The sequence below is a fragment of the Streptomyces sp. LE64 genome (genome assembly GCF_052606915.1).
Window position 1 is genome coordinate 3,391,653 of sequence record NZ_CP199708.1, and the last position, 20,495, is coordinate 3,412,147.

At 71.8% G+C, this 20,495-nt stretch carries 17 protein-coding genes; 10 read left to right on the plus strand and 7 right to left on the minus strand.

Annotation, left to right across the window (positions count from 1 at the left end; all coding sequences use genetic code 11):
• Positions 1 to 46 precede the first annotated feature (46 nt).
• Positions 47 to 964 carry an SRPBCC family protein gene (locus ACSMX9_RS15340; protein WP_445402840.1) on the plus strand — a complete coding sequence of 306 codons (918 nt, stop codon included), beginning with the start codon at positions 47 to 49 and terminating at the stop codon, positions 962 to 964.
• 22 nt (positions 965 to 986) lie between these two features.
• The gene (locus tag ACSMX9_RS15345) at positions 987 to 1,787 is read left to right on the plus strand and encodes an aldose epimerase family protein (RefSeq protein WP_445402841.1); all 801 of its coding nucleotides are present in this window, start codon (positions 987 to 989) and stop codon (positions 1,785 to 1,787) included.
• Positions 1,788 to 1,814: 27 nt separating this feature from the next.
• Here the strand turns inward: ACSMX9_RS15345 and prpB are convergent, their stop codons facing one another.
• The 3 genes from prpB to ACSMX9_RS15360 form a co-directional block, all read right to left on the minus strand.
• A complete protein-coding gene (gene prpB / locus ACSMX9_RS15350; protein WP_445402842.1) occupies positions 1,815 to 2,717 on the minus strand; it encodes a methylisocitrate lyase in 903 nt (300 codons plus the stop codon).
• A 9-nt stretch (positions 2,718 to 2,726) separates the two neighbouring features.
• A complete protein-coding gene (locus tag ACSMX9_RS15355) occupies positions 2,727 to 4,244 on the minus strand; it encodes an MmgE/PrpD family protein (RefSeq protein WP_445402843.1) in 1,518 nt (505 codons plus the stop codon).
• 111 nt (positions 4,245 to 4,355) lie between these two features.
• Complete coding sequence (locus tag ACSMX9_RS15360; protein WP_445402844.1) at positions 4,356 to 4,985, minus strand: GntR family transcriptional regulator; 630 nt, start codon at positions 4,983 to 4,985, stop codon at positions 4,356 to 4,358.
• Positions 4,986 to 5,167: 182 nt separating this feature from the next.
• Between ACSMX9_RS15360 and ACSMX9_RS15365 the strand changes: the two genes are divergently transcribed.
• From ACSMX9_RS15365 to ACSMX9_RS15390, 6 genes are all read left to right on the plus strand, one after another.
• Positions 5,168 to 6,193: a Bug family tripartite tricarboxylate transporter substrate binding protein gene (locus ACSMX9_RS15365; protein WP_445402845.1), complete on the plus strand. Its 1,026-nt coding sequence runs from the start codon at positions 5,168 to 5,170 to the stop codon at positions 6,191 to 6,193.
• Between the two features lie 65 nt (positions 6,194 to 6,258).
• The gene (locus ACSMX9_RS15370; RefSeq protein WP_445402846.1) at positions 6,259 to 6,807 is read left to right on the plus strand and encodes a tripartite tricarboxylate transporter TctB family protein; all 549 of its coding nucleotides are present in this window, start codon (positions 6,259 to 6,261) and stop codon (positions 6,805 to 6,807) included.
• The gene (locus ACSMX9_RS15375; RefSeq protein WP_445402847.1) at positions 6,807 to 8,495 is read left to right on the plus strand and encodes a tripartite tricarboxylate transporter permease; all 1,689 of its coding nucleotides are present in this window, start codon (positions 6,807 to 6,809) and stop codon (positions 8,493 to 8,495) included. The genes ACSMX9_RS15370 and ACSMX9_RS15375 overlap by 1 nt, the downstream gene beginning before the upstream one ends.
• A 320-nt stretch (positions 8,496 to 8,815) precedes the next feature.
• Positions 8,816 to 9,364, plus strand: a complete 549-nt coding sequence (gene pyrE / locus ACSMX9_RS15380) for an orotate phosphoribosyltransferase (RefSeq protein WP_351245183.1) — start codon at positions 8,816 to 8,818, stop codon at positions 9,362 to 9,364.
• Between the two features lie 214 nt (positions 9,365 to 9,578).
• Complete coding sequence (gene fbaA / locus ACSMX9_RS15385; RefSeq protein WP_445402848.1) at positions 9,579 to 10,601, plus strand: class II fructose-bisphosphate aldolase; 1,023 nt, start codon at positions 9,579 to 9,581, stop codon at positions 10,599 to 10,601.
• Between the two features lie 86 nt (positions 10,602 to 10,687).
• On the plus strand, positions 10,688 to 11,101 hold the full coding sequence (locus ACSMX9_RS15390; protein ID WP_445402849.1) for a DUF3151 domain-containing protein: 414 nt from the start codon (positions 10,688 to 10,690) through the stop codon (positions 11,099 to 11,101).
• A 122-nt stretch (positions 11,102 to 11,223) separates the two neighbouring features.
• Here ACSMX9_RS15390 and ACSMX9_RS15395 read toward each other — a convergent pair whose 3' ends face one another.
• The 4 genes from ACSMX9_RS15395 to ACSMX9_RS15410 are packed head-to-tail and all read right to left on the minus strand — an operon-like array spanning position 11,224 to position 16,221.
• Positions 11,224 to 12,477: an NAD(P)/FAD-dependent oxidoreductase gene (locus tag ACSMX9_RS15395; RefSeq protein WP_445402850.1), complete on the minus strand. Its 1,254-nt coding sequence runs from the start codon at positions 12,475 to 12,477 to the stop codon at positions 11,224 to 11,226.
• Complete coding sequence (locus ACSMX9_RS15400) at positions 12,474 to 13,949, minus strand: NAD(P)/FAD-dependent oxidoreductase (protein WP_445402851.1); 1,476 nt, start codon at positions 13,947 to 13,949, stop codon at positions 12,474 to 12,476. The genes ACSMX9_RS15395 and ACSMX9_RS15400 overlap by 4 nt, the downstream gene beginning before the upstream one ends.
• On the minus strand, positions 13,946 to 15,379 hold the full coding sequence (locus tag ACSMX9_RS15405) for an FGGY family carbohydrate kinase (protein ID WP_445394708.1): 1,434 nt from the start codon (positions 15,377 to 15,379) through the stop codon (positions 13,946 to 13,948). Before ACSMX9_RS15405 ends, ACSMX9_RS15400 begins: the two co-directional genes overlap by 4 nt.
• Positions 15,376 to 16,221 (minus strand): DeoR/GlpR family DNA-binding transcription regulator, encoded by an 846-nt coding sequence (locus tag ACSMX9_RS15410; protein ID WP_351245174.1) that lies wholly within the window; start codon positions 16,219 to 16,221, stop codon positions 15,376 to 15,378. The genes ACSMX9_RS15405 and ACSMX9_RS15410 overlap by 4 nt, the downstream gene beginning before the upstream one ends.
• A gap of 404 nt (positions 16,222 to 16,625) precedes the next feature.
• Here ACSMX9_RS15410 and ACSMX9_RS15415 point away from each other — a divergent pair, with 404 nt between their 5' ends.
• Both ACSMX9_RS15415 and ACSMX9_RS15420 read left to right on the plus strand, forming a co-directional pair.
• Entirely contained in the window at positions 16,626 to 18,104 is a 1,479-nt protein-coding gene (locus ACSMX9_RS15415; RefSeq protein ID WP_351245172.1) for a sodium:solute symporter family protein, read from the plus strand.
• On the plus strand, positions 18,091 to 20,361 hold the full coding sequence (locus tag ACSMX9_RS15420; RefSeq protein WP_445394709.1) for a N,N-dimethylformamidase beta subunit family domain-containing protein: 2,271 nt from the start codon (positions 18,091 to 18,093) through the stop codon (positions 20,359 to 20,361). Before ACSMX9_RS15415 ends, ACSMX9_RS15420 begins: the two co-directional genes overlap by 14 nt.
• Positions 20,362 to 20,495: the final 134 nt, after the last annotated feature.

Sequence of the window (20,495 nt, forward strand, 5' to 3'; positions counted from 1 at the left end):
CGGGTCCGGCAGCCCGCCCGCGGTGACGTCGGTAGGCTCCGGAGCCATGGAACACGAGGTGGTCATCGCAGCGCCGGTCGAGGTGCTGCGCGCGGCGCTCGCCGACCCGGCGACCGTGGCGCGCTCGGTCCCGGGATTCCAACAGGACGCCGGGGACGCCCCCGGCGCCGGCCGGCTCAGGCTGCGCGCCGGCGGCACCACCATCACCTACCGGGGAACCCTTCGGATCTCCCCCGGCGCCGAAGGGGTCACCCTGGAGGCCATCGGTACGGAGGTCCGCGGCGGAGCCACCGTCCACGCCACCGTCACCCTCGCCCTGGCCCCCGTCCCGGAGCCCGCCGCCGGCACCCGCCTCGCCTTCACCGTCACCGCGAGCGGCGACGGCCGCGCCGGTGACCTCGCGGTCGAGGCCCTGCACGCCGCGGGCGCCCGTCTGCTGGACCGCTTCGCCGAGGCCCTCGCCGCCGGGCTCGCCCGGCCCGCCCCGAGCGCTCCCGCCGACGAGGACGACGGAGCCGAGGACGGAGCCCACGACGACGGAGCCGAGGACGAGGCGGGTGAGGCCCCCGCGGAGGGCGGGGCCGCACCGGCCCCGGACCCCGCCGCACGCGACGAGGAACCGACCGAACGGCCCCCCGACCGGCCCGGCGCCGAGCAGGACCCCCGGGAACGCGGGGTGGCCGAGGCCCTCGACGAGGCGCTCGCCGAACGGATGGCCGCCGAGGTGGAGGCCGGGATCGCCCGGGGCGACGCCCCGCCCGCGGAAGCGGCCCACGCCCGGCGCACGATGATCGGCCGCAGCGCGGAGGAGGTCGACCACGCGCCCCCGCGCGGTCGCTACGCGCCCGTGCCGGCGCCCGAGACCGTCGCGCCCGGCGCGACCCTGCGGTGGGCCGCCCCCGCCGCCGCCGTGGTGGTGGCCACGGCGATCGTGGTGGGCCGGGCCCTGCGCCGGCGGGGCTGATCGCTGGTCGTAGGGTCGGTGCGTGAGCAACGACGAGATCACGCTGACCGCGGGCGACGCGGAGGTGACCGTGCGGCCGGGCGACGGCTGCCGGATCGGGAGTCTGCGGGTCGACGGGACGGAACTGCTGCGGCAGGGCGACCGCTTCGGGTCCTTCCCCATGGTGCCGTGGTGCGGACGCATCCGCGACGGCCGGTTCCGGGACGGCGCCCGGGTCCACCAGATGCCGCTCAACGCGGCCCCGCACGCCATCCACGGCACCGCCCGGGACGGCGTCTGGCGCACCGCCCGGCACGCGCTCACCGCCACCGGTGCGGTCTTCACCCACGAGCTGACCGACCCGTGGCCCTACCCCGGGCTGGTCACCCAGACGGTGGAGATCACTCCGGACTCGTTGACGCTGGGCCTCGCGGTGGAGACCTACGGTTCGTCGTTCCCCGCCCAACTCGGCTGGCACCCCTGGTTCAACCGGCGGCTGGAGGCGGACGGCCCGGAGGTGGAGATCGCGTTCGACGCGGCCTGGCAGGAGGAGCGGGGCGAGGACCACCTGCCCACCGGGCGCCGCGTCGATCCGCTCCCCGGCCCCTGGGACGACTGCTTCGGGATGCCCGAGGGCGTCGACGTGACCCTCACCTGGCCCGGCCGGCTGGCGCTGACCGTGGCATCCCGCGAACCGTGGGTGGTGGTCTACGACGAGCAGGAGGCGGCGGTCTGCGTGGAACCGCAGACCGGCCCGCCGAACGGCCTGAACACCGCCCCCCGGCTGGTCACCCCCGTCGAACCGCTGGAGGCCACCACCACCTGGACCTGGCGCCGCCCCTGAGGGACGGCGCCGGGGCCCCGACCCCGCTCAGTCCGTCTCCAACCGGAAGTCGAAGACGGAGGAGTCGAAGCGGTTGTAGCCCTCGTAGTCGATGAGGTCGTACAGCTCGCGCCGGTGCTGCATCTCGTCGAGCCGCTCGGTCAGGGCGCCCTGCTCCAGCAGGGTGCTCAGACCGCGGTCCGCCGCGCCCATCGCCAACCGCAGCAGCGAGACCGGCCAGATGACGAGGTTGACCCCGACGTCCCGCAACTGGTCGACGGTGAACAGGTCGCTCTTGCCGAACTCGGTCATGTTGGCCAGGATCGGCACCTCGATCGCGGCTCTGACCTGCTCGAACTCCTCCAGGGTGCGCAGCGCCTCCGGGAAGACCGCGTCCGCCCCCGCGTCCACCAACCGCTTCGCGCGCTCGATGGTGGCGGCCACCCCCTCCACGGCCCGCACGTCGGTGCGCGCCATGACGAGGAAGTCGGGATCGCGGCGGGCGTCCACGGCGGCCCTGATCCGCTGCACCGCCGTGGACACCTCGACGACCTGCTTGCCGTCGAGGTGGCCGCAGCGCTTGGGGTTCACCTGGTCCTCGATGTGCAGGCCGCAGAGTCCGGCGTCCTCCAACTCCTGGACCGTGCGGGCCACGTTCATCGGCTCGCCGAAGCCGGTGTCGGCGTCGGCGAGGACCGGCAGGTCGGTGACCCGGGTGATCTGCCGGGTGCGCTGGGCGACCTCGGTGAGCGTGGTCAGCCCGATGTCGGGCAGTCCGAGGTCGGCGCTGAGCACCGCCCCCGACACGTAGACGCCCTCGAAGCCGCGGCGCTCGATGAGCCGGGCCGACAGGGGGTTGAAGGCGCCCGGCACCCGCAGCAACTCTCCGGAGGCCAACCGCTGACGGAAGGACCGACGCTTCTCGGCATCGGTGCGCGTGCTGTACAGCATCCTCGGCTCCTAGAAGATTCCGGGGCGTCCGGCGGGCGGCAGTTGCCCCGCCAGGGCGACGAAGGTCAGGTCCCGGACCTCGGCGGCGCTGAGCTCGGGGAGCCGCAGCGCCAGGTCGAGGAACCGCTGCACCTCGGCCTCGCCCAGGACCGGGGTGGCCAGGGTGCGGAACTTCTCGACGTAGTTCTCCCGGGCGAAGGGCCGAGCCCCTGCGGGGTGCGCGTCCGCGACGGCGATCTCGTCCTCGATGGTCCGGCCGTCGGTCAGGGTGACGACGACGCGCCCGCCGTAGGACTGGCTGTCCCCGCCGGCGTGGTAGCGCTTCGTCCACACCGGGTCCTCCACGGTGGTGATCTTCTGCCACAGCGCGACGGTGTCGGGGCGGGCGGCCCGCTCCGGGGCGTAGGAGTCGACGTGGTGCCAGCGTCCGTCCTGGAGGGCGACGGCCAGGATGTAGGGCAGCGAGTGGTCGAGGGTCTCGCGGGAGGCCAGCGGGTCGTACTTCTGCGGGTCGGCCGCGCCCGAGCCGATGACGTAGTGGGTGTGGTGGGAGGTGTGCACCACGATGCTCTCGACCCGCGTCGGGTCCGCCGCCTCGGGGTGCTCCCGCAGCAGCTTGCGCGCCAGGTCGATCCACGCCTGCGCCTGGTACTCGGCGGAGTGCTCCTTGGTGTAGCTGAGCAGGATCGCCTCCTTGGCCTCGCCGGGGCCGGGCAGCGGAACCTCGTACCGGCCCTCCGGACCGTCCAGCAACCAGGCGATGACGCCGTCCTCGCCCTCGTAGATCGGGGCGGGGCTGGTCTCGCCGCGCATCGCGCGGTCCACGGCCTCGACGGCGAGCTTGCCGGCGAAGCCCGGGGCGTACGCCTTCCAGGAGGAGATCTCGCCCTTGCGGGACTGCCGGGTGGCCGTGGTGGTGTGCAGCGCCTGGCCGATGGCCTGGTAGATCACCTCGACCGGGAGGTCCAGCAGGGTGCCGATGCCCGCGGCGGCGGAGGGGCCGAGGTGGGCGACGTGGTCGATCTTGTGCTTGTGCAGGCTGATCGCGCGCACCAGGTCGATCTGGAGCTCGTAGCCGGTGGCGATGCCGCGGACCAGGGCGGCGCCGTCCTTGCCGGCGTGCTGGGCCACCGCGAGGATCGGCGGGATGTTGTCGCCGGGGTGCGAGTAGTCGGCGGCCAGGAAGGTGTCGTGGTAGTCGAGTTCGCGGACGGCGACCCCGTTGGCGTAGGCCGCCCACTCGGGGCTGGTGCGCGTCTCGGGGCCCAGGGCGAAGACCGTCGCGCCCGCTCCGCCGCGGCTCGCGGAGTGCGTCAGCGCCTGCTCGCGGGCCGAGGAGGGGGCCGACCGGGCGAGGGAGGCGGCGGCGACCGAGGCGTTGTCGATGACCCGGTTCACGATCATCTCGACGACGGGTTCGGTGACCTCGACCGGGTCTGCGGCCACCTCGGCCATCTTCCAGGCCAGCTGCTCCTCGCGGGCCAGGTTCTCCTCGCTGCGGTGGGAGCGGACGGGATGGTTCTTCATGCGGGCGTCTCCGTGGTTCGGACGGGGTGGTGGGCCCCGCGGAGGCGTCTCCTGGAGATGTCGCGAATATTTCGAAACTTGAGGCTCTTGCAGCCTTTTAGCTTCTTTAGCTCATTCCAAGGGACGCCAAGATTGGCGATAATGCTCAAAACTGTTGTGCAGATGTACGTGTGTGGCGTGGAGAGCGAGTACCACGTCCTGTCGGGTGATGGCCCGCGCGATGAGCGAATGCTCTCCGGCGGAGGCCTCCAACCGGGCCTGCGAGTGGCCGGCCATGCGTCGCACCCGGGCGACGTGCATGCGCAGGTTCTCCATCGCGTCGACCAGGAAGGAGTTCTCCGTCGCCGCGGCGATGGCCTCGTCGAAGCGTCGGATGAGTGCGAAGTACTGGCTCACCTGTTCGTCCGTGGGGGTGGGGCCCCGCAGGACGTTCTGCCACTGGGCGAACTCGTCCTCGAACTCCGCGAAGACGGTGGACTCCCCGCGTTCTGCGGCGAGTTGGGCCGCCTGTGCCTCCAGGCAGGCCCGTAGTTCGAACAGGCTCCGGACGTCGCGTTCGCTGATCTGGGTGACCACGAGTCCGCGTTTGCCGGACGGTTCGGCGAGGCTCTCGGCGACGAGCTGGCGCAGGGCCTCGCGCACCGGGGTGCGGGAGACCCCGAGGCGCTCGGACTGCTCGACCTCGAAGAGGTGTGCGCCCGGCGGCAGTACGCCGTCGAGGATCTCCGACCGCAGTTGCATGTAAGCACGCCCTGCGGCTGTGGGGGAAGAGGTGAACATAGAGTGAGTGTATACATACGCTTCAGTGATGGTCACGACCTGGGCACCTTTTCCCCGGGAACTCTTGTAGCTACCCCCTTGGATGTATACATTCCGTTGCTCAAGACCCCCCGTCACCCCGTCGAAGAGGCAAGGACGTCTCTATGAAGGTCACTCGTGTCACCGCTGCCGCCGCGGTCACTGTCGCTCTCGTCGCCCTCAGCGCGTGCAGCGACACCAATGACACCTCCTCGGGCGACAAGCCCAAGGCGGGCGACAAGAAGTCCCAGGCGAAGTCCCTGAACCGCCTGGAGATCATCGCCCCCGCCGCCCCGGGCAGCGGCTGGGACCAGACGGCCCGCGCGGTCCAGGACGTGATGAGAGCCGGCAACCTGGTCAAGGCGCCGGAGGTCAAGAACGTGCCGGGCGCCTCCGGCACCGTGGCCCTCGCCCAGGTCGCCCCGCAGAAGGGCAAGGAGGAGGTCTGGATCGCCTCCGGCCTGGCCATGATGAGCGGTGTCATCAGCAACGGCACCGACGTCACGCTGGACGACCTCACCCCGCTGGCCCGCCTGGTGGGCGAGTACGAGGTGATCGTCACGCCGAAGGACTCGCCCTACAAGTCGGTCGAGGACCTCTTCAAGGCGATCAAGAAGGACCCCAAGTCGGTCGCGATCGCGGGTGGTTCGGCCGGTAGCGCCGACCACATCTACATCGGTCTGCTCGCCAAGCACTTCGGCGTCAAGCCGGCCGACGTCAACTACGTGCCCTACAGCGGCGGCGGCGAAGCCACCACCGCGATCCTCGGCGGCAAGGTCCAGGCCGGCATCTCCGGCCTGAGCGAGTTCTCCGCCCAGGTCAAGGAGGGCAAGATGAAGGGCCTTCTGATCTCCTCGGAGAAGCCCGTCGAGGGCGTGGAGTTCGCCCAGACCGGCGCCGACGTCAACAAGGACCTCGCCTTCCAGAACTGGCGCTCCATGATGGCGCCCGCGGACATCAGCGACGCGGCGAAGACCCAGTACGTCGACACCCTCACCAAGATGCACGACTCGCAGGGGTGGAAGGACGCCCTCGCCAAGAACGCCTGGAACGACAACTTCATCGCCGGCGACGAGTTCGGGACCTGGCTGAAGGAGGAGAACGCCCGGGTCCAGGGAGTCCTCGACGAGCTCGGCCTGTCCAAGAAGTGATTCGACTCCGGTAAGTGGGTGCCCGCGCGACGCGGGCACCCACCGCAAGGCGTGAAAGGCACCGCATGAGCAGCACCCACTCGTCACCCCCCGAGCCCGCCTCGACCGAGAGCACCGAGCGCCAGGACAGCCGAGGACTACCCCTGGGCGAGTGGGCGGTGGCCGCAGGACTCCTCGCCATCGGAATCGTCACCCTGCTCGACGGGCTCGGGCAGACGGCCTCCACCTCCGCCTCGGGGGTCGGCGCCGGCTTCCTGCCCAAGGTGGTCGGCGTCCTGCTGATCGGGCTCTCCCTGGCGCTCGGCGTCCAGATCGCCCGCGGCCAGCGCGGCGAGGCCGAGACCGCCGAGGGCGACGTCGACGTCCGCCACACCCAGTGGGTGCCGCTCGCCGTGTGCGTCGCCGCCGTACTGATCTTCATCGCCGGCATCGACACCCTCGGCTACGTCATCGTCTCCGCGATCGCGTTCTGGCTCACCGCCTGGGCCATGGGCGCCCGCAGCCACGTCAAGTCCGCGGTCATCGCGGTCGTGGTCTCCGTCGTCGTGTACCTCGTCTTCACCCGCGCGCTGGGCATCCACCTGGCCGCCGGCGTCCTGGAAGGGGTGCTCTGATGTCGGGTCTGGAAGGACTCCTCGACGGGCTCGCGGTCGCCCTGACCTTCGAGAGCCTGCTCTTCGCCCTGATCGGCACCGTCGTGGGCACGCTGATCGGAGTGCTGCCGGGCATCGGCCCGGCGCTGACCATCGCCCTGCTCCTGCCGATGACCTACGGCCTGGAGCCCGGTTCCGCGTTCATCATGTTCGCCGGCATCTACTACGGCGCCATGTACGGCGGCTCCACCACCGCGATCCTGCTGAAGACGCCCGGCGAGTCGGGCTCGGTGATCACCGCGATCGACGGCAACAAGATGGCCCGCCGGGGCCGCGGAGCCGCCGCCCTCGCCACCGCCGCCATCGGCTCCTTCGTCGCCGGCACCATCGCCACCGTCCTGCTCGCGCTCTTCGCGCCGTGGATGGTCGAGATCGCCGTCAAGCTCGGCGCCCCCGACTACTTCGCGCTCATGGTGGTCGCCTTCCTCACCGTCAGCGCCCTCGTCGGCAGCTCCCCGCTGCGCGGCCTCGTCTCCATGTCGCTCGGCCTGGTCGTCGGCATGGTCGGCCTGGACTTCCAGAGCGGCCAGCAGCGCCTCACCTTCGGCGAGGTGTCCCTGCTCGACGGCATCGACACGGTCGTGCTGATCGTCGCCCTCTTCGCCCTGGGCGAGGTGCTCTACGTCTCCGCGCACCAGATGACGAGCCGCTTCGACGTCATGGAACTGCGCAAGGGCAAGACCTGGATGACCCGCGACGACTGGCGGCGCGCCTGGCGCCCCTGGCTGCGCGGCACCTCCATCGGCTTCCCGCTCGGAGTCATCCCCGCGGGCGGCTCCGAGATCCCGACCTTCCTCTCCTACACCCTGGAGCGCAAGCTCTCCAAGAAGCCGAAGGAGTTCGGGCACGGCGCCATCGAGGGCGTCGCCGGACCGGAGGCCGCCAACAACGCCAACGCGGCCGGCACCCTCGTCCCGCTGCTGACGCTCGGCATCCCGACCTCCGCCACCGCGGCCGTCATCCTGGTCGCCTTCCAGCAGTACGGCATCCAGCCCGGCCCGCAGCTGCTGGACACCCAGTCCTCGCTGGTCTGGGGCCTGATCGCCAGCCTGCTGATCGCCAACGTGATCCTGCTCGGTCTGAACCTGCCGCTCATCGGCCTCTGGGTGAAGATCCTGGAGATCCCGAAGCCGTACCTCTTCGCGGGCATCATGAGCTTCGCCCTGCTCGGCACCTACGCCGTCAACGGCAGCGCCTTCGACGTCGGGGTCCTGCTGGTCTTCGGCCTCGCCGGCTACCTGATGCGCCGGTTCGGCTTCCCGATCTCGCCGATGATCGTCGGCGCCATCCTCGGCCCGCTCGCCGAGGTCCAGCTCCGCCGGTCCCTCGACATCGCCGGCGGCAACCTCACCACCCTGGTCTCGACGCCCTTCACCATCGTCGTGTACCTCACCCTGGCCATCGTCTTGGTCGGCGGCTTCCTGCTCCGCCGTCGCCCGACGCACCACGAGATCCTCGTCGAGGCCTCGCACGACGACACCGTCGACTGCGCGGAGATCGAGGCCGCGGACGGCAAGGACGACACGGACGGCAAGGGCGGGGCCGCCGTCGGCGCGGGCGCCAAGCCGTCCCTCGACAAGGAGTCCGCGGACGGGAACGGCACCGGGGCCTCGACGCCCCCGAAGGCCGAGAAGCCCCCGACCGACTGACCGGACCCCACCGCACCACCCTCCCGCCGGGCCGGCGACCACCTCCAGGTCGCCGGCCCGGCGGTCGTGCGCCGCAGGTCAGACCGGGTTTCCCAGCCCCGGCCCGGACGGATCTCCCCCGCGGGCCCGACAACCGCCCGCAGCCCAGGGTCTCTTGTTCGGATCTTGCTGGGCTCGCGTGCCCTGGCACCGCGCCTCGCGGCGTTGTCGTCAGTCGCCGACGCTCCGCGTGGGCTCCCTCCTCCGCCTTGCGATCCACGGCACCAGACCCCGCTCCCCGGTCCAGCCTGACCCGAACAAGAGACCCTAAGCTGACCGGTATGAGCGACGCACGCAACGCCCTGCTGACGCAGATCAAGGACAAGGCCGTGGTCCACGGCAAGGTGACCCTCTCCTCGGGGATCGAGGCGGACTACTACATCGACCTGCGCAGGGTCACCCTCGACGGCGAGGCCGCGCCGCTGGTCGGCCAGGTGATGCTGGACCTCACCGCCGACCTCGACTACGACGCGGTGGGCGGCCTCACCATGGGCGCCGACCCGGTGGCCGGGGCCATGCTGCACGCCGCCGCGGCCCGCGGCCGTCGGCTGGACGCCTTCGTGGTGCGCAAGGCCGCCAAGGCCCACGGGATGCAGCGCCAGGTCGAGGGCCCGGACATCCGCGGCCGGCGCGTCTTGGTGGTGGAGGACACCTCCACCACCGGCGGCTCCCCGCTGACCGCCGTCGCCGCGGTGCGCGAGGCCGGCGCCGAGGTCGTCGCCGTCGCCACCATCGTCGACCGCGCCACGGGCGCCGCCGAGAAGATCAGCGAAGGCGCCTCGGTGCCGTACCGGTACGCCTTCGGCAAGGACGAGCTGGGCCTGGACTGACCCCGCCCCCCGGCCGTGATGCCCGGTGTGCCCCGGTTCGTACCGGGCACCCCGGGCCGGAGGGGGTCCGCCACATCTGGAAGGATGGCCCCGACGATGACGTCGCCACCCCGGGGCGCCGGCCGACGAGGACGCAGCGGCGGGACCCGGGTCCGGAACACCTAGTTCGGGGTCGGTCAGTACCACATCCCGCACAGCACCGAGGAGCGGACAGATGCCCATCGCAACCCCTGAGGTCTACAACGAGATGCTGGACCGGGCGAAGGCAGGCAAGTTCGCCTACCCGGCCATCAACGTGACCTCGTCGCAGACCCTGCACGCCGCCCTCCGTGGTTTCGCCGAGGCCGAGAGCGACGGCATCATCCAGATCTCCACCGGTGGCGCGGAGTTCCTGGGCGGCCAGCACAACAAGGACATGGTGACCGGCGCGGTCGCGCTCGCCGAGTTCGCGCACATCGTCGCCGCCAAGTACGACATCACCGTGGCGCTGCACACCGACCACTGCCCCAAGGACAAGCTCGACGGCTACGTCCGCCCGCTGCTCGCGGTCTCCGCCGAGCGGGTCGCCCGCGGCGAGAACCCGCTGTTCCAGTCCCACATGTGGGACGGCTCCGCCGAGACCCTCGCCGACAACCTGGCCATCGGCCAGGAGCTGCTGGCGCAGGCCGCCGCCGCCAAGATCGTCCTTGAGGTCGAGATCACCCCGACCGGCGGCGAGGAGGACGGCGTCACCCACGAGATCAACGACGAGCTGTACACCACCGTCGACGACGCCGTCCGCACCGCCGAGGCCCTCGGCCTGGGCGAGAAGGGCCGCTACCTGCTCGCCGCCTCCTTCGGCAACGTGCACGGCGTGTACAAGCCCGGCAACGTGGTGCTCCGTCCCGAGCTGCTGAAGGACCTCCAGGAGGGCGTCTCGGCGAAGTTCGGCAAGAAGGACCCGTTCGACTTCGTCTTCCACGGCGGCTCCGGCTCCACCGTCGAGGAGATCGCCACCGCGCTGGAGAACGGCGTGGTCAAGATGAACATCGACACCGACACCCAGTACGCCTTCACCCGCCCGGTCGTGGACCACCTGTTCCGCAACTACGACGGCGTCCTCAAGGTGGACGGCGAGGTCGGCGCCAAGAAGCAGTACGACCCGCGCACCTGGGGCAAGCTGGCCGAGGCCGGCATGGCCGCCCGGGTCACCGAGGCGTGCGCCCACCTGCGCTCCACCGGCACGCGGATCAAGTAGTCCCGTCCCGTACGTCCCGAGAGGCCCGGTTCCCGTGCGGAACCGGGCCTCTCCGGCGTCGTGCCGCACCTGGGAGACTGGAGACCATGGCCATTCACGAGAACCTGCTCGGGGGACCGCCCCCGACCCATCTGCCCGACGACCCCGGCCCCCGCGAGGCGCTCGCGGCCGGCACCGCCCCCGCCGAGGTCGCCGCCCGCTTCCCGACCTCCTCGCTCGCCTGGGCGCAGCTCGCCGACGAGGCGTACGAGCGCGGCTCCGTGGTGGAGTCGTACGCGTACGCCCGCACCGGCTACCACCGGGGCCTGGACGCGCTGCGCCGCAGCGGCTGGAAGGGCCACGGCCCGGTGCCCTGGGAGCACGAGGCCAACCGCGGCTTCCTGCGCGCCCTGCACGCCCTCGCCCGCGCGGCCGGGGCGATCGGCGAGACCGAGGAGCACGCGCGCTGCTCGCAGTTCCTGAAGGACTCCTCCCCGACCGCCGCCCAGACCCTGGGCTGACGGGGGCGGGCCGCACCTCGGGCCGGCGTTCGAGGTGCGGCCCCTTGTCGGGTGCGGGAAGATCGCCGAGGATGCCGGGCCCGGGTCGAGCCGGCCCCGGCGGTGACGGGGCGGCGGCCCCGTCACCCCACCGAGATCCGCACCTCCCCGGCGTCCGGGCGGGTGGCGTCCAGGACGTCGCTGGGGATGCGGAACACCCGGCCGGGCGCCGCGGGCCAGGGGAGCCGCCGCTGGGCGACGACCCGGCCGTCCTGGCGGACGACGACCCGCGGGGCCGGGACGTAGCGGTCCGTCCAGGCCAGTAGCCGCCCCCGCGCGGGCGGCCCGTCCCCGACCCGCCGCAGCGACGGCGAGATCCAGCGCAGTGGTTCCTCGGCGACGATCCTGACCGCTCGGGAGTCGGGTGCGCGTCCCGCCAAGTGATCCCGCACGCTCGCCGCCACCCGCTCGCCGTCGAGCGCCGCGACGTCGGCGGTGTCGACGGGGTGCAGCAGGTTGCCGGCCGCGAAGACGCCGGGACGGTCGGTGCGCAGGGCCGTGTCCACGAGGGGGCCGCGCGTTCCGGGATCCAGGGCGAGACCGGCGGCGCGCACCAGTTCGTTGTCGGGCACCCAGTCCCCGGTGAGCACCACCGTGTCGCAGTCGACGGTCTCCCGCACCCCGGTGTCCAGGTCTTCGATCTCCACGGCACGGACGGTCCGCGAGCCGAGGACGCGGGTCACCCGGGTGCGGGTGCGCACCGGCACCCGCATCAGGTGCCTGCCCGCTCCGGAGAGCAGGCCGTAGGTCTCGACGTGCCGCCGGTCGCTGGTCATCAGCACGGTCCGGCACCCGGCGTGCCGCAGGGTGAGCACGGCCGACCAACTGACCAACTCGCTGCCCACGACCACCGCCCGCCGTCCGACGTCCCGGCCCCGCAGGTGGACCAGGTTCTGGAGGAGTCCCGTGGTGTGGACCCCGGCGACTCGGTGGCCGGGGATCAGCCGGGCGGCGCGCGGACGCTCCCGGGCTCCGGTGGCGAGCACCACGGCTCTGGCGTGCACGTCGAGCAGTCCGTGGGGGGTGGTCACCTCCAGGCCGCCGGTGGTCGACCACCCGGTGGCCGTCGCGCTGGTGCGGATGACGGCGCCGGCCCGCTCGGCGTCGTGCACCATCCGGTCCGCGTAGACGGGGCCCTGCATGACCCGGTGCAGGTCGCGCAGGCCGAACCCGGTGTGCGCGCAGTGCCGGGGGATGCCCCCGGCCCGCTCTTCCCGGTCCAGGACGAGGACTTCGCCCGGCAGCGTCGCGGCGAGTTCCCGGGCCGTCCGCAGTCCGGCGGGTCCACCGCCGACGATGACCACCTCGGGTTCGAGTCGGGTGCGGGTCGTGGTCATCGGGCGGGCTTCCTTCCGGTGGTGCGGGGCTCGGCGGCCGGGGCGGACGGGTCCGCGCCGTCGGAGGCCACCCTCGACGAGGTGAGGGCGTCGTCGAGCATGGACAGCACGGTGGCGCCGCAGTAGAAGCCCTGGCAGCGCCCGTTCATGGCGCGGGTGCGTCGCCTCAGTCCGCCCAGGTCCCGCGGAGGGATCGTGCTGTCGAGCGCGTCCCTGATCTCGCCGCGGGTGACCCGTTCGCAGAAGCAGGTGACCGTGCCGTACTCGGGGTCCCGGGCGATGCGCTCGGCGTCGGCGTAGGGGCGCAGCGTGGCCTCGCCGATGTTCGGCATGCGGGGCGGCCCGGGCAGGTCGGTGCGCGGGTCGAGCGGCAGGCCCGCGGCGCCGAGCAGGCCCTTGAGGTGTTCGGCGACCGCCATGCACGAGGTCAGTCCGGTCGAGCGGATGCCGCCGGCCACGGCGTAGCGCTGTTCGGCGCTCACCTCGATGGTGTAGTCGGGGACGTCGCTGGCCGCGCGGAGCCCGGCGTAGACCGCGGTGACCTCCTCGTCCAGCAGGCCCGGCATGATGCGCTCGCCCTTCTCCCGCAGGAAGGCGTAGCCGTCCTCGGTGGTGGCGCTGTCCGAGCGGTCGGTGAGGTCTTCGGCGGTGGGCCCGAGCAGGACGTTGCCGTAGACGGTGGGGCTCACCAGCACGCCCTTGCCGACCTTGGACGGCACCGGGAGCACGATGCGGTCGACCAGGGGCCTGGCCTGCTTGTCGTAGACCAGCAGTTCGCCCCGGCGGGGGTTCAGGTGGAAGCGGTCGAAGCCGAACTGCGCGTCGAGGAGGTCGCCGCCGAGACCGGCCGCGTTGACCACCCAGCGCGCGTGGACGTCGCCCCCGCTCGTGTGCAGGACGGTCCGGTCGGTGCCGGCGCTGATCGATTCGACCCGGTGGGAGCGGAGCAGCCGCGCCCCCCGGTTGACGGCGTCGGTGGCCAGCGCCAGATTGGTGGTCCAGGTGCAGATGATGGACTCGCCGGGGACGGTGAGTCCGCCGAGCGCCCCCGGGCCGAGGGCGGGGACCTGGCGGTACACCTCGTCCGCGTCGACGACCTCGGTCTCCCGGTAGCCGTTGCGTTCGGCCTTGTCGCGCAGTGCGGGCAGGGCGGCGAGCTGTTCGGGGTCCCAGGCGACCAGGAGGGCGCCGGTCGGCTCGTAGGGGATGCCGGTCCGGCCGGCGTACTCCTTGAGCAGGTGGTACCCCTCGGCGACGAGCCGTGACTCCAGGGTGCCCGGGCTCGCGTCGAAGCCGGTGTGCAGGATCGCGGTGTTGGCCTTGCTGGTGCCGTCGCCGACGTCCGCGCGCGCGTCCAGCAGGACCACGTCGAGTCGGTGCCCGGCGAGGACCCGGGCGATGGCCGAGCCGATGACACCGGCCCCGACGACCGCGACGTCGACGACGTCGACGTCGTCGGATGGGCTCTTCATGCGTTCTCCTTGTCTCGCACCGTGTGGCCGAGCGCGCGGCGCCACCGGTCCCGGAACCCGGCTGCCCGGTCGGCGCTCATGCGCGGGGTGTAGCTGGTGCTCGGGGTCCAGTCGACGACCGCCCGGTCGAGCGGCAGGCCCGGGGTGGTGGCGGCGCGGGCGAAGCCGACCGCGCCCAGCGCGGTGGCGTGGGCCGAGGGGTAGACGTCGACCGGGAGTTGGAGCAGGTCGGCGACGGCCTGCATCAGGACCCGGCTGCGGGTGAGTCCCCCGTCGGCCCGCAACCGGCGGACGGGGGCGCCGATGTCGGTGCCGGCGCAGTCGACGAGTTCGGCGACCTGCGCGGCGATCCCGTCGAGGACCGCCCGCACCAGGTGTCCGGCCGTGGTGGAGAGCGTCATCCCGGTGAGCGTCGCGGTGGCCTCCGGGGCCCACCAGGGGGCGGACAGCCCGGCGAGCGCGGGGACGCAGAGCACGCCCTGCGCGTCGGCCGCGGCGACGGAGTCGAGTTCGCCGGCGCCGGCGAGCAGGCCGAGGTCCTGGAGCCAGCGCACGGCGGAGGCGGCGGTCGGCACCTGTCCGTCGAGGCAGTACGCGGTTTCCCCGCGCACCCGCCAGGCGACGGACGCGGACAGGCCGGCGCGGGACCGGAACGGTGTCGTGCCGGTGTTCGCCAGGAGGAAGGCGCCGGTGCCGAAGGTGCACTTGGCCTCGCCGGGGGTGAGGCAGCCCTGGGCGAGCAGCGCGGCCTGTTGGTCGACGACCAGGCCGCCGACCGGGACGGGCCTGCCGAAGGCGGTGGTCTCCCCGACGAGTTCGTCGCAGTCGGCGATCCTGGGCAGTGCCTCGTCGGCGAGGCCGAAGCACTCCAGCAGCTCTGGCGCCCAACGCACGGTGTCCAGGTCGACCAGCAGGGAGCGCGAGGCGGTGGCGGCGTCGGTCACGAACTCGCCGGTGAGCCGGTGCAGCAGCCAGCTGTCCGAGGTGGTGACCACGCCGTCGCCGGTCACCCGGTCCCGGAGCCAGCGCATCTTGGGCGCGGAGAAGTAGGGGTCCAGGACCAGTCCGGTGCGGTGCGCCACCAGGTCCGCGTACGGGGCCAGCGCGGCGCAGACGTCGGCGGAGCGGCTGTCCTGCCAGACGATCGCCCTGCTGAGCGGTTCACCGGTGCGCGGGTCCCAGGCGAGCACCGTTTCCCCCTGGTTGGCCAGGGTGACGCAGTCCAGCGGGAGGCCCGCCTCGGCGACCGCGGCGCGGCCGGCGGCGAGCACCGACTCCAGGAGTTCCGTCGGGTCCTGCTCGACGCCGCCGCCGGCCAGGTAGACGGGGCGCACCGGGAGTTCGACGACGCTGTGGACGGTGCCCTCCGCGTCGACCACCATGGCCTTGGTGCCGGAGGTCCCCTGGTCGATGGCGAGGACGACGGTCATGATCCGGCTCCGTGCGAGGGGTCGGGTGTCGCGCTCTCGTGGCGTCGACCGGGCTGCGGGTGGACGTCCTCGCGCACGTGTCCCGGCCGGATGATCCGGCTGCCCTCGGCGGCGAGGGCGCGGGCCAGTTCCTCGGGCGGTCGTCGGTCGGTGATCAGTCCGTCGACGTGCTCCAGGGGTGCCACCCGGTAGGGGGCGATGCGCTGGAGCTTGGAGCCGTCGGCGAGCACGTAGTTGACCGCGGAGTTCCGCATGATGACGCGCCGGACGTGGACCTCGTCGAGGTGGAAGTCGGTCAGGCCGGCCTCGTCGTGCACGCCGCCGGAGCCGAGGAACGCCACGTCGGCGTAGACGTCCTCGAAGAACCGCTGGGCCACGGGTCCGGCCAGGGCGAGGTCGCCCCGGCGCATGCGCCCGGCGCTGAGGTGGACCTCGATGCCGGTGGCCTCGGCGAGTTCGTTGGCGACCAGTACCGAGCAGGTCAGCACCACCCCGGTGAAGTCCTTCGCCAAGGCGCGTGCGACGTGCATCGCCGTGGTGCCGACGTCGATCACGACCGTCTGCCCCGGCCGGACCAGTTCGGCGGCGAGGGAGCCGATGACCGCCTTCGCCTCGCCGGCGGCGGAGTTGCGCTCTCCGAACGGGGGCTCGCCGCTGAGGTGATCGGTGCGGGTGGCGCCGCCGCGGACCCGTACCAGCAGGCCCTTGGCCTCCAGTTCGGCGAAGTCGCGTCGGATGGTCTCGGTGGAGACGTCCAGGGTGCCCGCCAGTTCGGCGGTCGACACCACACGACCCTCCTGGATCGCCTGCGAGATCAGGGCGTGCCGTTCGGCTGCGAGCATGTTCTGACCGTCCCTATGGCCGAATGTGGTTTTCTGTGGGGAAGTATGGCCTTGGCCTCCAGGTCAGTCAAGGAGCTTCCCCTGGGTGACGACCGCGGGGTCTCGCCGTCCGCCGCTGGGTCGTTCGATCAACCTCCTCTGTACTGGCCTTTCTTCGGGACTCCAGAAAGCGGAGGGACGGAGCAGCGGGCTGCGCCCGGTGGGCGAGGTCTTGTCAAGTGTCACAGAGGCGGTCACTATGTCCTCACGCAACCCACAGGAAACCACGATTGCGGGCAGAATCGGTCTTCTTCTGGCTCGCGGCACGCGCACTCCGAGCGACCTGGGCTATCCGGGCACGAGACGCCCCGCCCCCCACGGCTGTGGCGCCCTCGTCAAGGAGGCAGACATGAACTAGGAGAGTCATGACGGAGAAGTACGCGATAACCATCGCCTTCACCGCGCTGCTGTTTTTCCTCGCCTACCGGTCCTACCGCCGCATCAACAGCTACCAGGACTACAACCTGGCGGGGCGCAAGACCGGCTTCGCCACCCTCGTGGCCACCTTGGGCGCGGCCGAGTTCAACACCGCCACGCTGATCGGAGGGGCCTCGGTCGCCTACCTCTACGGCACCGTGGGGCTCTGGTACACGTCGTTCATCTTCGTCTTCGTCTTCAGCATCTACGCCTGGACCGTCGCCAAGCCCTACCGGCGCCTGCGGATATCGACGATCGCGGAGTTCTTCGAACGGAGATTCCCCGGCAGACGGGCGGAGACCACCAGGGCGCTCGCCAGCGTGGTGACCCTGACCTTCACCTGGATCGCGCCCGCGACCTACCTCGCCGGACTGTCGGTGGTCCTGTCCGTGCTGCTCGGCGTGGAACCGCTGGTCACGGTCTGCGTGATCACGATCCTGTGCCTCCTGCTCTCCTTGGCCGGCGGCTTCATGACCGCCATCTCCTTCGACATCGTCGCCTACGTCATGATCCTCGTCTTCGTGCCGGCGATGTTCTGGATCGGCTACACCAACGCGGGCGGCTTCGACCAGCTCAGCAAGGTCTTCGACGCCCAGTACCTGTCGTTCGAGCCGATCTGGGACCTGGAGAACTACGGGTTCGCCGCCATCCTCACCTGGTGCTTCCAGAACATCATGCTGTACGTGGCGGCCCCCTGGTACGGGCAGCGCATCTTCTCCGCCCGCAACGAACGCGTCGCCTACCGGGCCATGCTGGCCAACACGGTGCTGATCGTCGTGCTGTACGCCTTCGTCGCACTCGCCACCATGTTCAGCCGGGTCCTCATGCCCGACCTCGACAAGCCCGAGGAAGCGCTCCCGAGACTGGTCCTGGAGTACACCCCGCCCATCATCCAGGGGCTGATGCTGGTGACCCTGCTGCTGGTCGGGATCAGCACCATGGTGGCGATCTGGAACTCCGCGGTCTCGATCGTGGTCAACGACCTGCTCAAGCGGTACGCGTTCCGCGAGCGCAGCGACCAGTTCTACGTGCGCGCCAGCCGGATCGTGTTCCTGGTGCTCGGCCTCTCGACCCTCGTGTTCGCGCTCTCCTTCGTCGGCAACATCCTCCTCGTCCTGACCTACGTCTCCGTGTTCACCGCGCTGCTCGCCTTCCCGATCCTGGCGGGCCTGTACTGGAAGCGCTTCACCACGGACGCGGCACTGGGTTCGCTCGTGGTCGGGGTCGTGTACGTCGTCATCGCCCTGCTCGCGGACTTCCCGTACCACCTCGTCAGCCCCGTCGGCATCGCGCTGAGCGCCCTGGTCGGCACGATCATGACGCTGGCGGGGGGCCGCAAGGCCATCGATCCACAAGTGGAACGGTTCTTCGCGACCGCCCACGGCACTCACGACACCAAGGGAGCACCGGACCATGCCGACATCTGACGCCTACCTCCGGCTGGACGAGAACGGCGACGTCCTCGACATCACCGGCTACGCGGACCGGTGGAGCGTACGCCCCGGTGAGCCGATCACCTTCCACGTCAGCACCAACCGGGCCGAGTACCGCGCCGAGGTCGTGGAGCTGCTCGGCGGGATGACCGACCCCCGTTCGACGCAGCTCCCCGTACGGGAGGTCGGGGCGGAGTGCGACGGCACCCGTCCGGGACGGATCCAGCGCACCGACATCGGCTCGTACGCCGAACTGCCGCTGCCGGAGCGGTGGCTCGCGGGCAACGCGTGCAACGTGCAGCTGCGCTTCCTGCCCACCGTGCCGCGGGCCGGACACCAGCAGGTCCTCTTCCACTCCGGTGACCTCGACGGCGGACCGCACCTCGTCGAGCTGGCCGTCGACCCCGAGGGCCGGCTCGGCCTCACCCTCGCCGACGCCTCGGGGCAGGTCCGGCTGGTCTCGGGTGCCGAACTGCACGCCGGTTGCTGGTACTTCGTCAACCTCGCCTACGACGGAGCGGTGGGCCTGGTGCGGCTGGACGTCGCCCGGACCACGGGCTGGCGGGCCGAGGGCCCGCGGGACACCGTCGAAGCCCCCGCGGCGCTGGACTTCAGCGGCGCCCGGCTGTCCGGGACCTACCTCGCCGGAGCCCCGACACCGATCGACGGTACCCGCTACCTGGACCGGCACTTCAACGGCAAGATCGAGGACCCGCGCTGTCACCACCGCGCCCTGGACCCCTTCGAGGTGGCGGGCGCCCTGAGCGGCGGGAGCGTTCGACCGACCGCCCTCGTGGCCGACTACGACTTCGGGACGGACTTCTCCACCAGCCGCCTGCACGACCGTTCGGGCAACGGCCACCACGGCACCCTGCACCAGGCACCCCAACGGGGGGTGACCGGCAGCCGGTGGGACGGGCGCCACACGGACTTCCGCACCGCGCCCGACCACTACGCGGCGGTCCACTTCCACGAGGACGACCTGGAGGACTCCGGGTGGCTGCCCTCGCTCACCTGGACCGTACCGACCGGCACGCCCCCCGGCGCCTACGCCCTGCGACTGCGCGCCGGCGACGAGGTGGACTACGTCCCCTTCTTCGTCCGCCGCCCGGCGGGCAGCCGGGCCAAGGTGCTCTTCCTGGTCCCCAGCCTCACCTACCAGGCGTACGCCAACGAGCGGCTCTTCGAGTCCGGGCTGCAAGAGGACTTCATGGTCCACGACATGGCGCTCGCCCCCCAGGACGAGTTCATCGTGCGCCACGACGAGGTCGGCAGGTCCCTCTACGACACGCACACCGACGGCAGCGGCGTCGCCTACTCCTCCCGGCTGCGTCCCGTGCTGAACCTCCGGCCGCACTACCACAACTGGTTGTCCGGGCACGTGCGCCACCTCGCCGCGGACCTGTTCATCCTGGGCTGGCTCCGTTCCCTGGGGGAGGAGTACGAGTTCGACGTGGCCCTCGACGAGGACCTGCACCGCGAGGGGCCGGCCCTGCTCGCGCGGTACAACACCCTGGTGACGGGCTCCCACCCCGAGTACTGGACCCGGGACATGATGGACGCGCTGACCACCTACCTGGCCGACGGCGGGCGGCTGATGTACCTGGGCGGCAACGGCTTCTACTGGGTCACCAGCGTCTTCGAGGACCGGCCGCACCTCGTGGAGGTGCGACGGGGCAACTCCGGCACCAGGTGCTGGGACTCGCCGCCCGGGGAACTGGTGCACAGTGCGAGCGGCGACCACGGCGGGCTGTGGCGGTTCAACGGCTACGTCCCGCAGCAGGTCGTGGGCGTCGGCATGGCGGCACAGGGCTGGGGCCCGGCCGCCGGGTACCGGCGGCTGGACGACAGCCACGACGAGTCGGTCGCCTTCATCTTCGAGGGCGTCGCACCGGACGAGGTGATCGGGGACTTCGGCTACGTCCTGGGGGGCGCCGCGGGCGACGAGGTCGACCGGTTCGGCTTCGACCTGGGCACCCCCGCGCACGCACTGCGGCTGGCCACCTCGACCGGACTCGACGACCGCTACCAGATCACCCAGGAGGAGCTGCTGATGACCGCGCCGGGCCAGGGCGGCACCGAGAACGAGCGGGTGCGCTCCGATCTGACCTACTTCACGATCGACGGGGGCGGCGCTGTCTTCTCGGTGGGCTCCATTTGCTGGGCGGGCAGCCTCGCCTACCGCGGTTTCGACAACAACGTCGCCCGGATCACCGGCAACGTGCTGGCGAGGTTCGCCCAGGACCGGTGACCACCCCCCCGCCCGGGCCCACCCCCTCGCCCGGGCGGGGCGGGCCCCTCCGCGGGTCCGGGTCGCACGTCGGGCGGCGCTCGACGTGCGGCCCCTTGTCGGGTGCGGGAAGATCGCCGAGGATGCCGGTGGGG

Bases quoted from the DNA above. Each gene is read 5' to 3' on its own strand.
- ACSMX9_RS15340 (WP_445402840.1), top strand. From the start codon at position 47: ATGGAACACGAGGTGGTCATCGCAGCGCCGGTCGAGGTGCTGCGCGCG.
- prpB (WP_445402842.1), bottom strand. From the start codon at position 2,717: ATGCTGTACAGCACGCGCACCGATGCCGAGAAGCGTCGGTCCTTCCGT.
- ACSMX9_RS15355 (WP_445402843.1), bottom strand. From the start codon at position 4,244: ATGAAGAACCATCCCGTCCGCTCCCACCGCAGCGAGGAGAACCTGGCC.
- ACSMX9_RS15360 (WP_445402844.1), bottom strand. From the start codon at position 4,985: ATGCAACTGCGGTCGGAGATCCTCGACGGCGTACTGCCGCCGGGCGCA.
- ACSMX9_RS15365 (WP_445402845.1), top strand. From the start codon at position 5,168: ATGAAGGTCACTCGTGTCACCGCTGCCGCCGCGGTCACTGTCGCTCTC.
- ACSMX9_RS15370 (WP_445402846.1), top strand. From the start codon at position 6,259: ATGAGCAGCACCCACTCGTCACCCCCCGAGCCCGCCTCGACCGAGAGC.
- ACSMX9_RS15375 (WP_445402847.1), top strand. From the start codon at position 6,807: ATGTCGGGTCTGGAAGGACTCCTCGACGGGCTCGCGGTCGCCCTGACC.
- pyrE (WP_351245183.1), top strand. From the start codon at position 8,816: ATGAGCGACGCACGCAACGCCCTGCTGACGCAGATCAAGGACAAGGCC.
- fbaA (WP_445402848.1), top strand. From the start codon at position 9,579: ATGCCCATCGCAACCCCTGAGGTCTACAACGAGATGCTGGACCGGGCG.
- ACSMX9_RS15390 (WP_445402849.1), top strand. From the start codon at position 10,688: ATGGCCATTCACGAGAACCTGCTCGGGGGACCGCCCCCGACCCATCTG.
- ACSMX9_RS15395 (WP_445402850.1), bottom strand. From the start codon at position 12,477: ATGACCACGACCCGCACCCGACTCGAACCCGAGGTGGTCATCGTCGGC.
- ACSMX9_RS15400 (WP_445402851.1), bottom strand. From the start codon at position 13,949: ATGAAGAGCCCATCCGACGACGTCGACGTCGTCGACGTCGCGGTCGTC.
- ACSMX9_RS15405 (WP_445394708.1), bottom strand. From the start codon at position 15,379: ATGACCGTCGTCCTCGCCATCGACCAGGGGACCTCCGGCACCAAGGCC.
- ACSMX9_RS15410 (WP_351245174.1), bottom strand. From the start codon at position 16,221: ATGCTCGCAGCCGAACGGCACGCCCTGATCTCGCAGGCGATCCAGGAG.
- ACSMX9_RS15415 (WP_351245172.1), top strand. From the start codon at position 16,626: ATGACGGAGAAGTACGCGATAACCATCGCCTTCACCGCGCTGCTGTTT.
- ACSMX9_RS15420 (WP_445394709.1), top strand. From the start codon at position 18,091: ATGCCGACATCTGACGCCTACCTCCGGCTGGACGAGAACGGCGACGTC.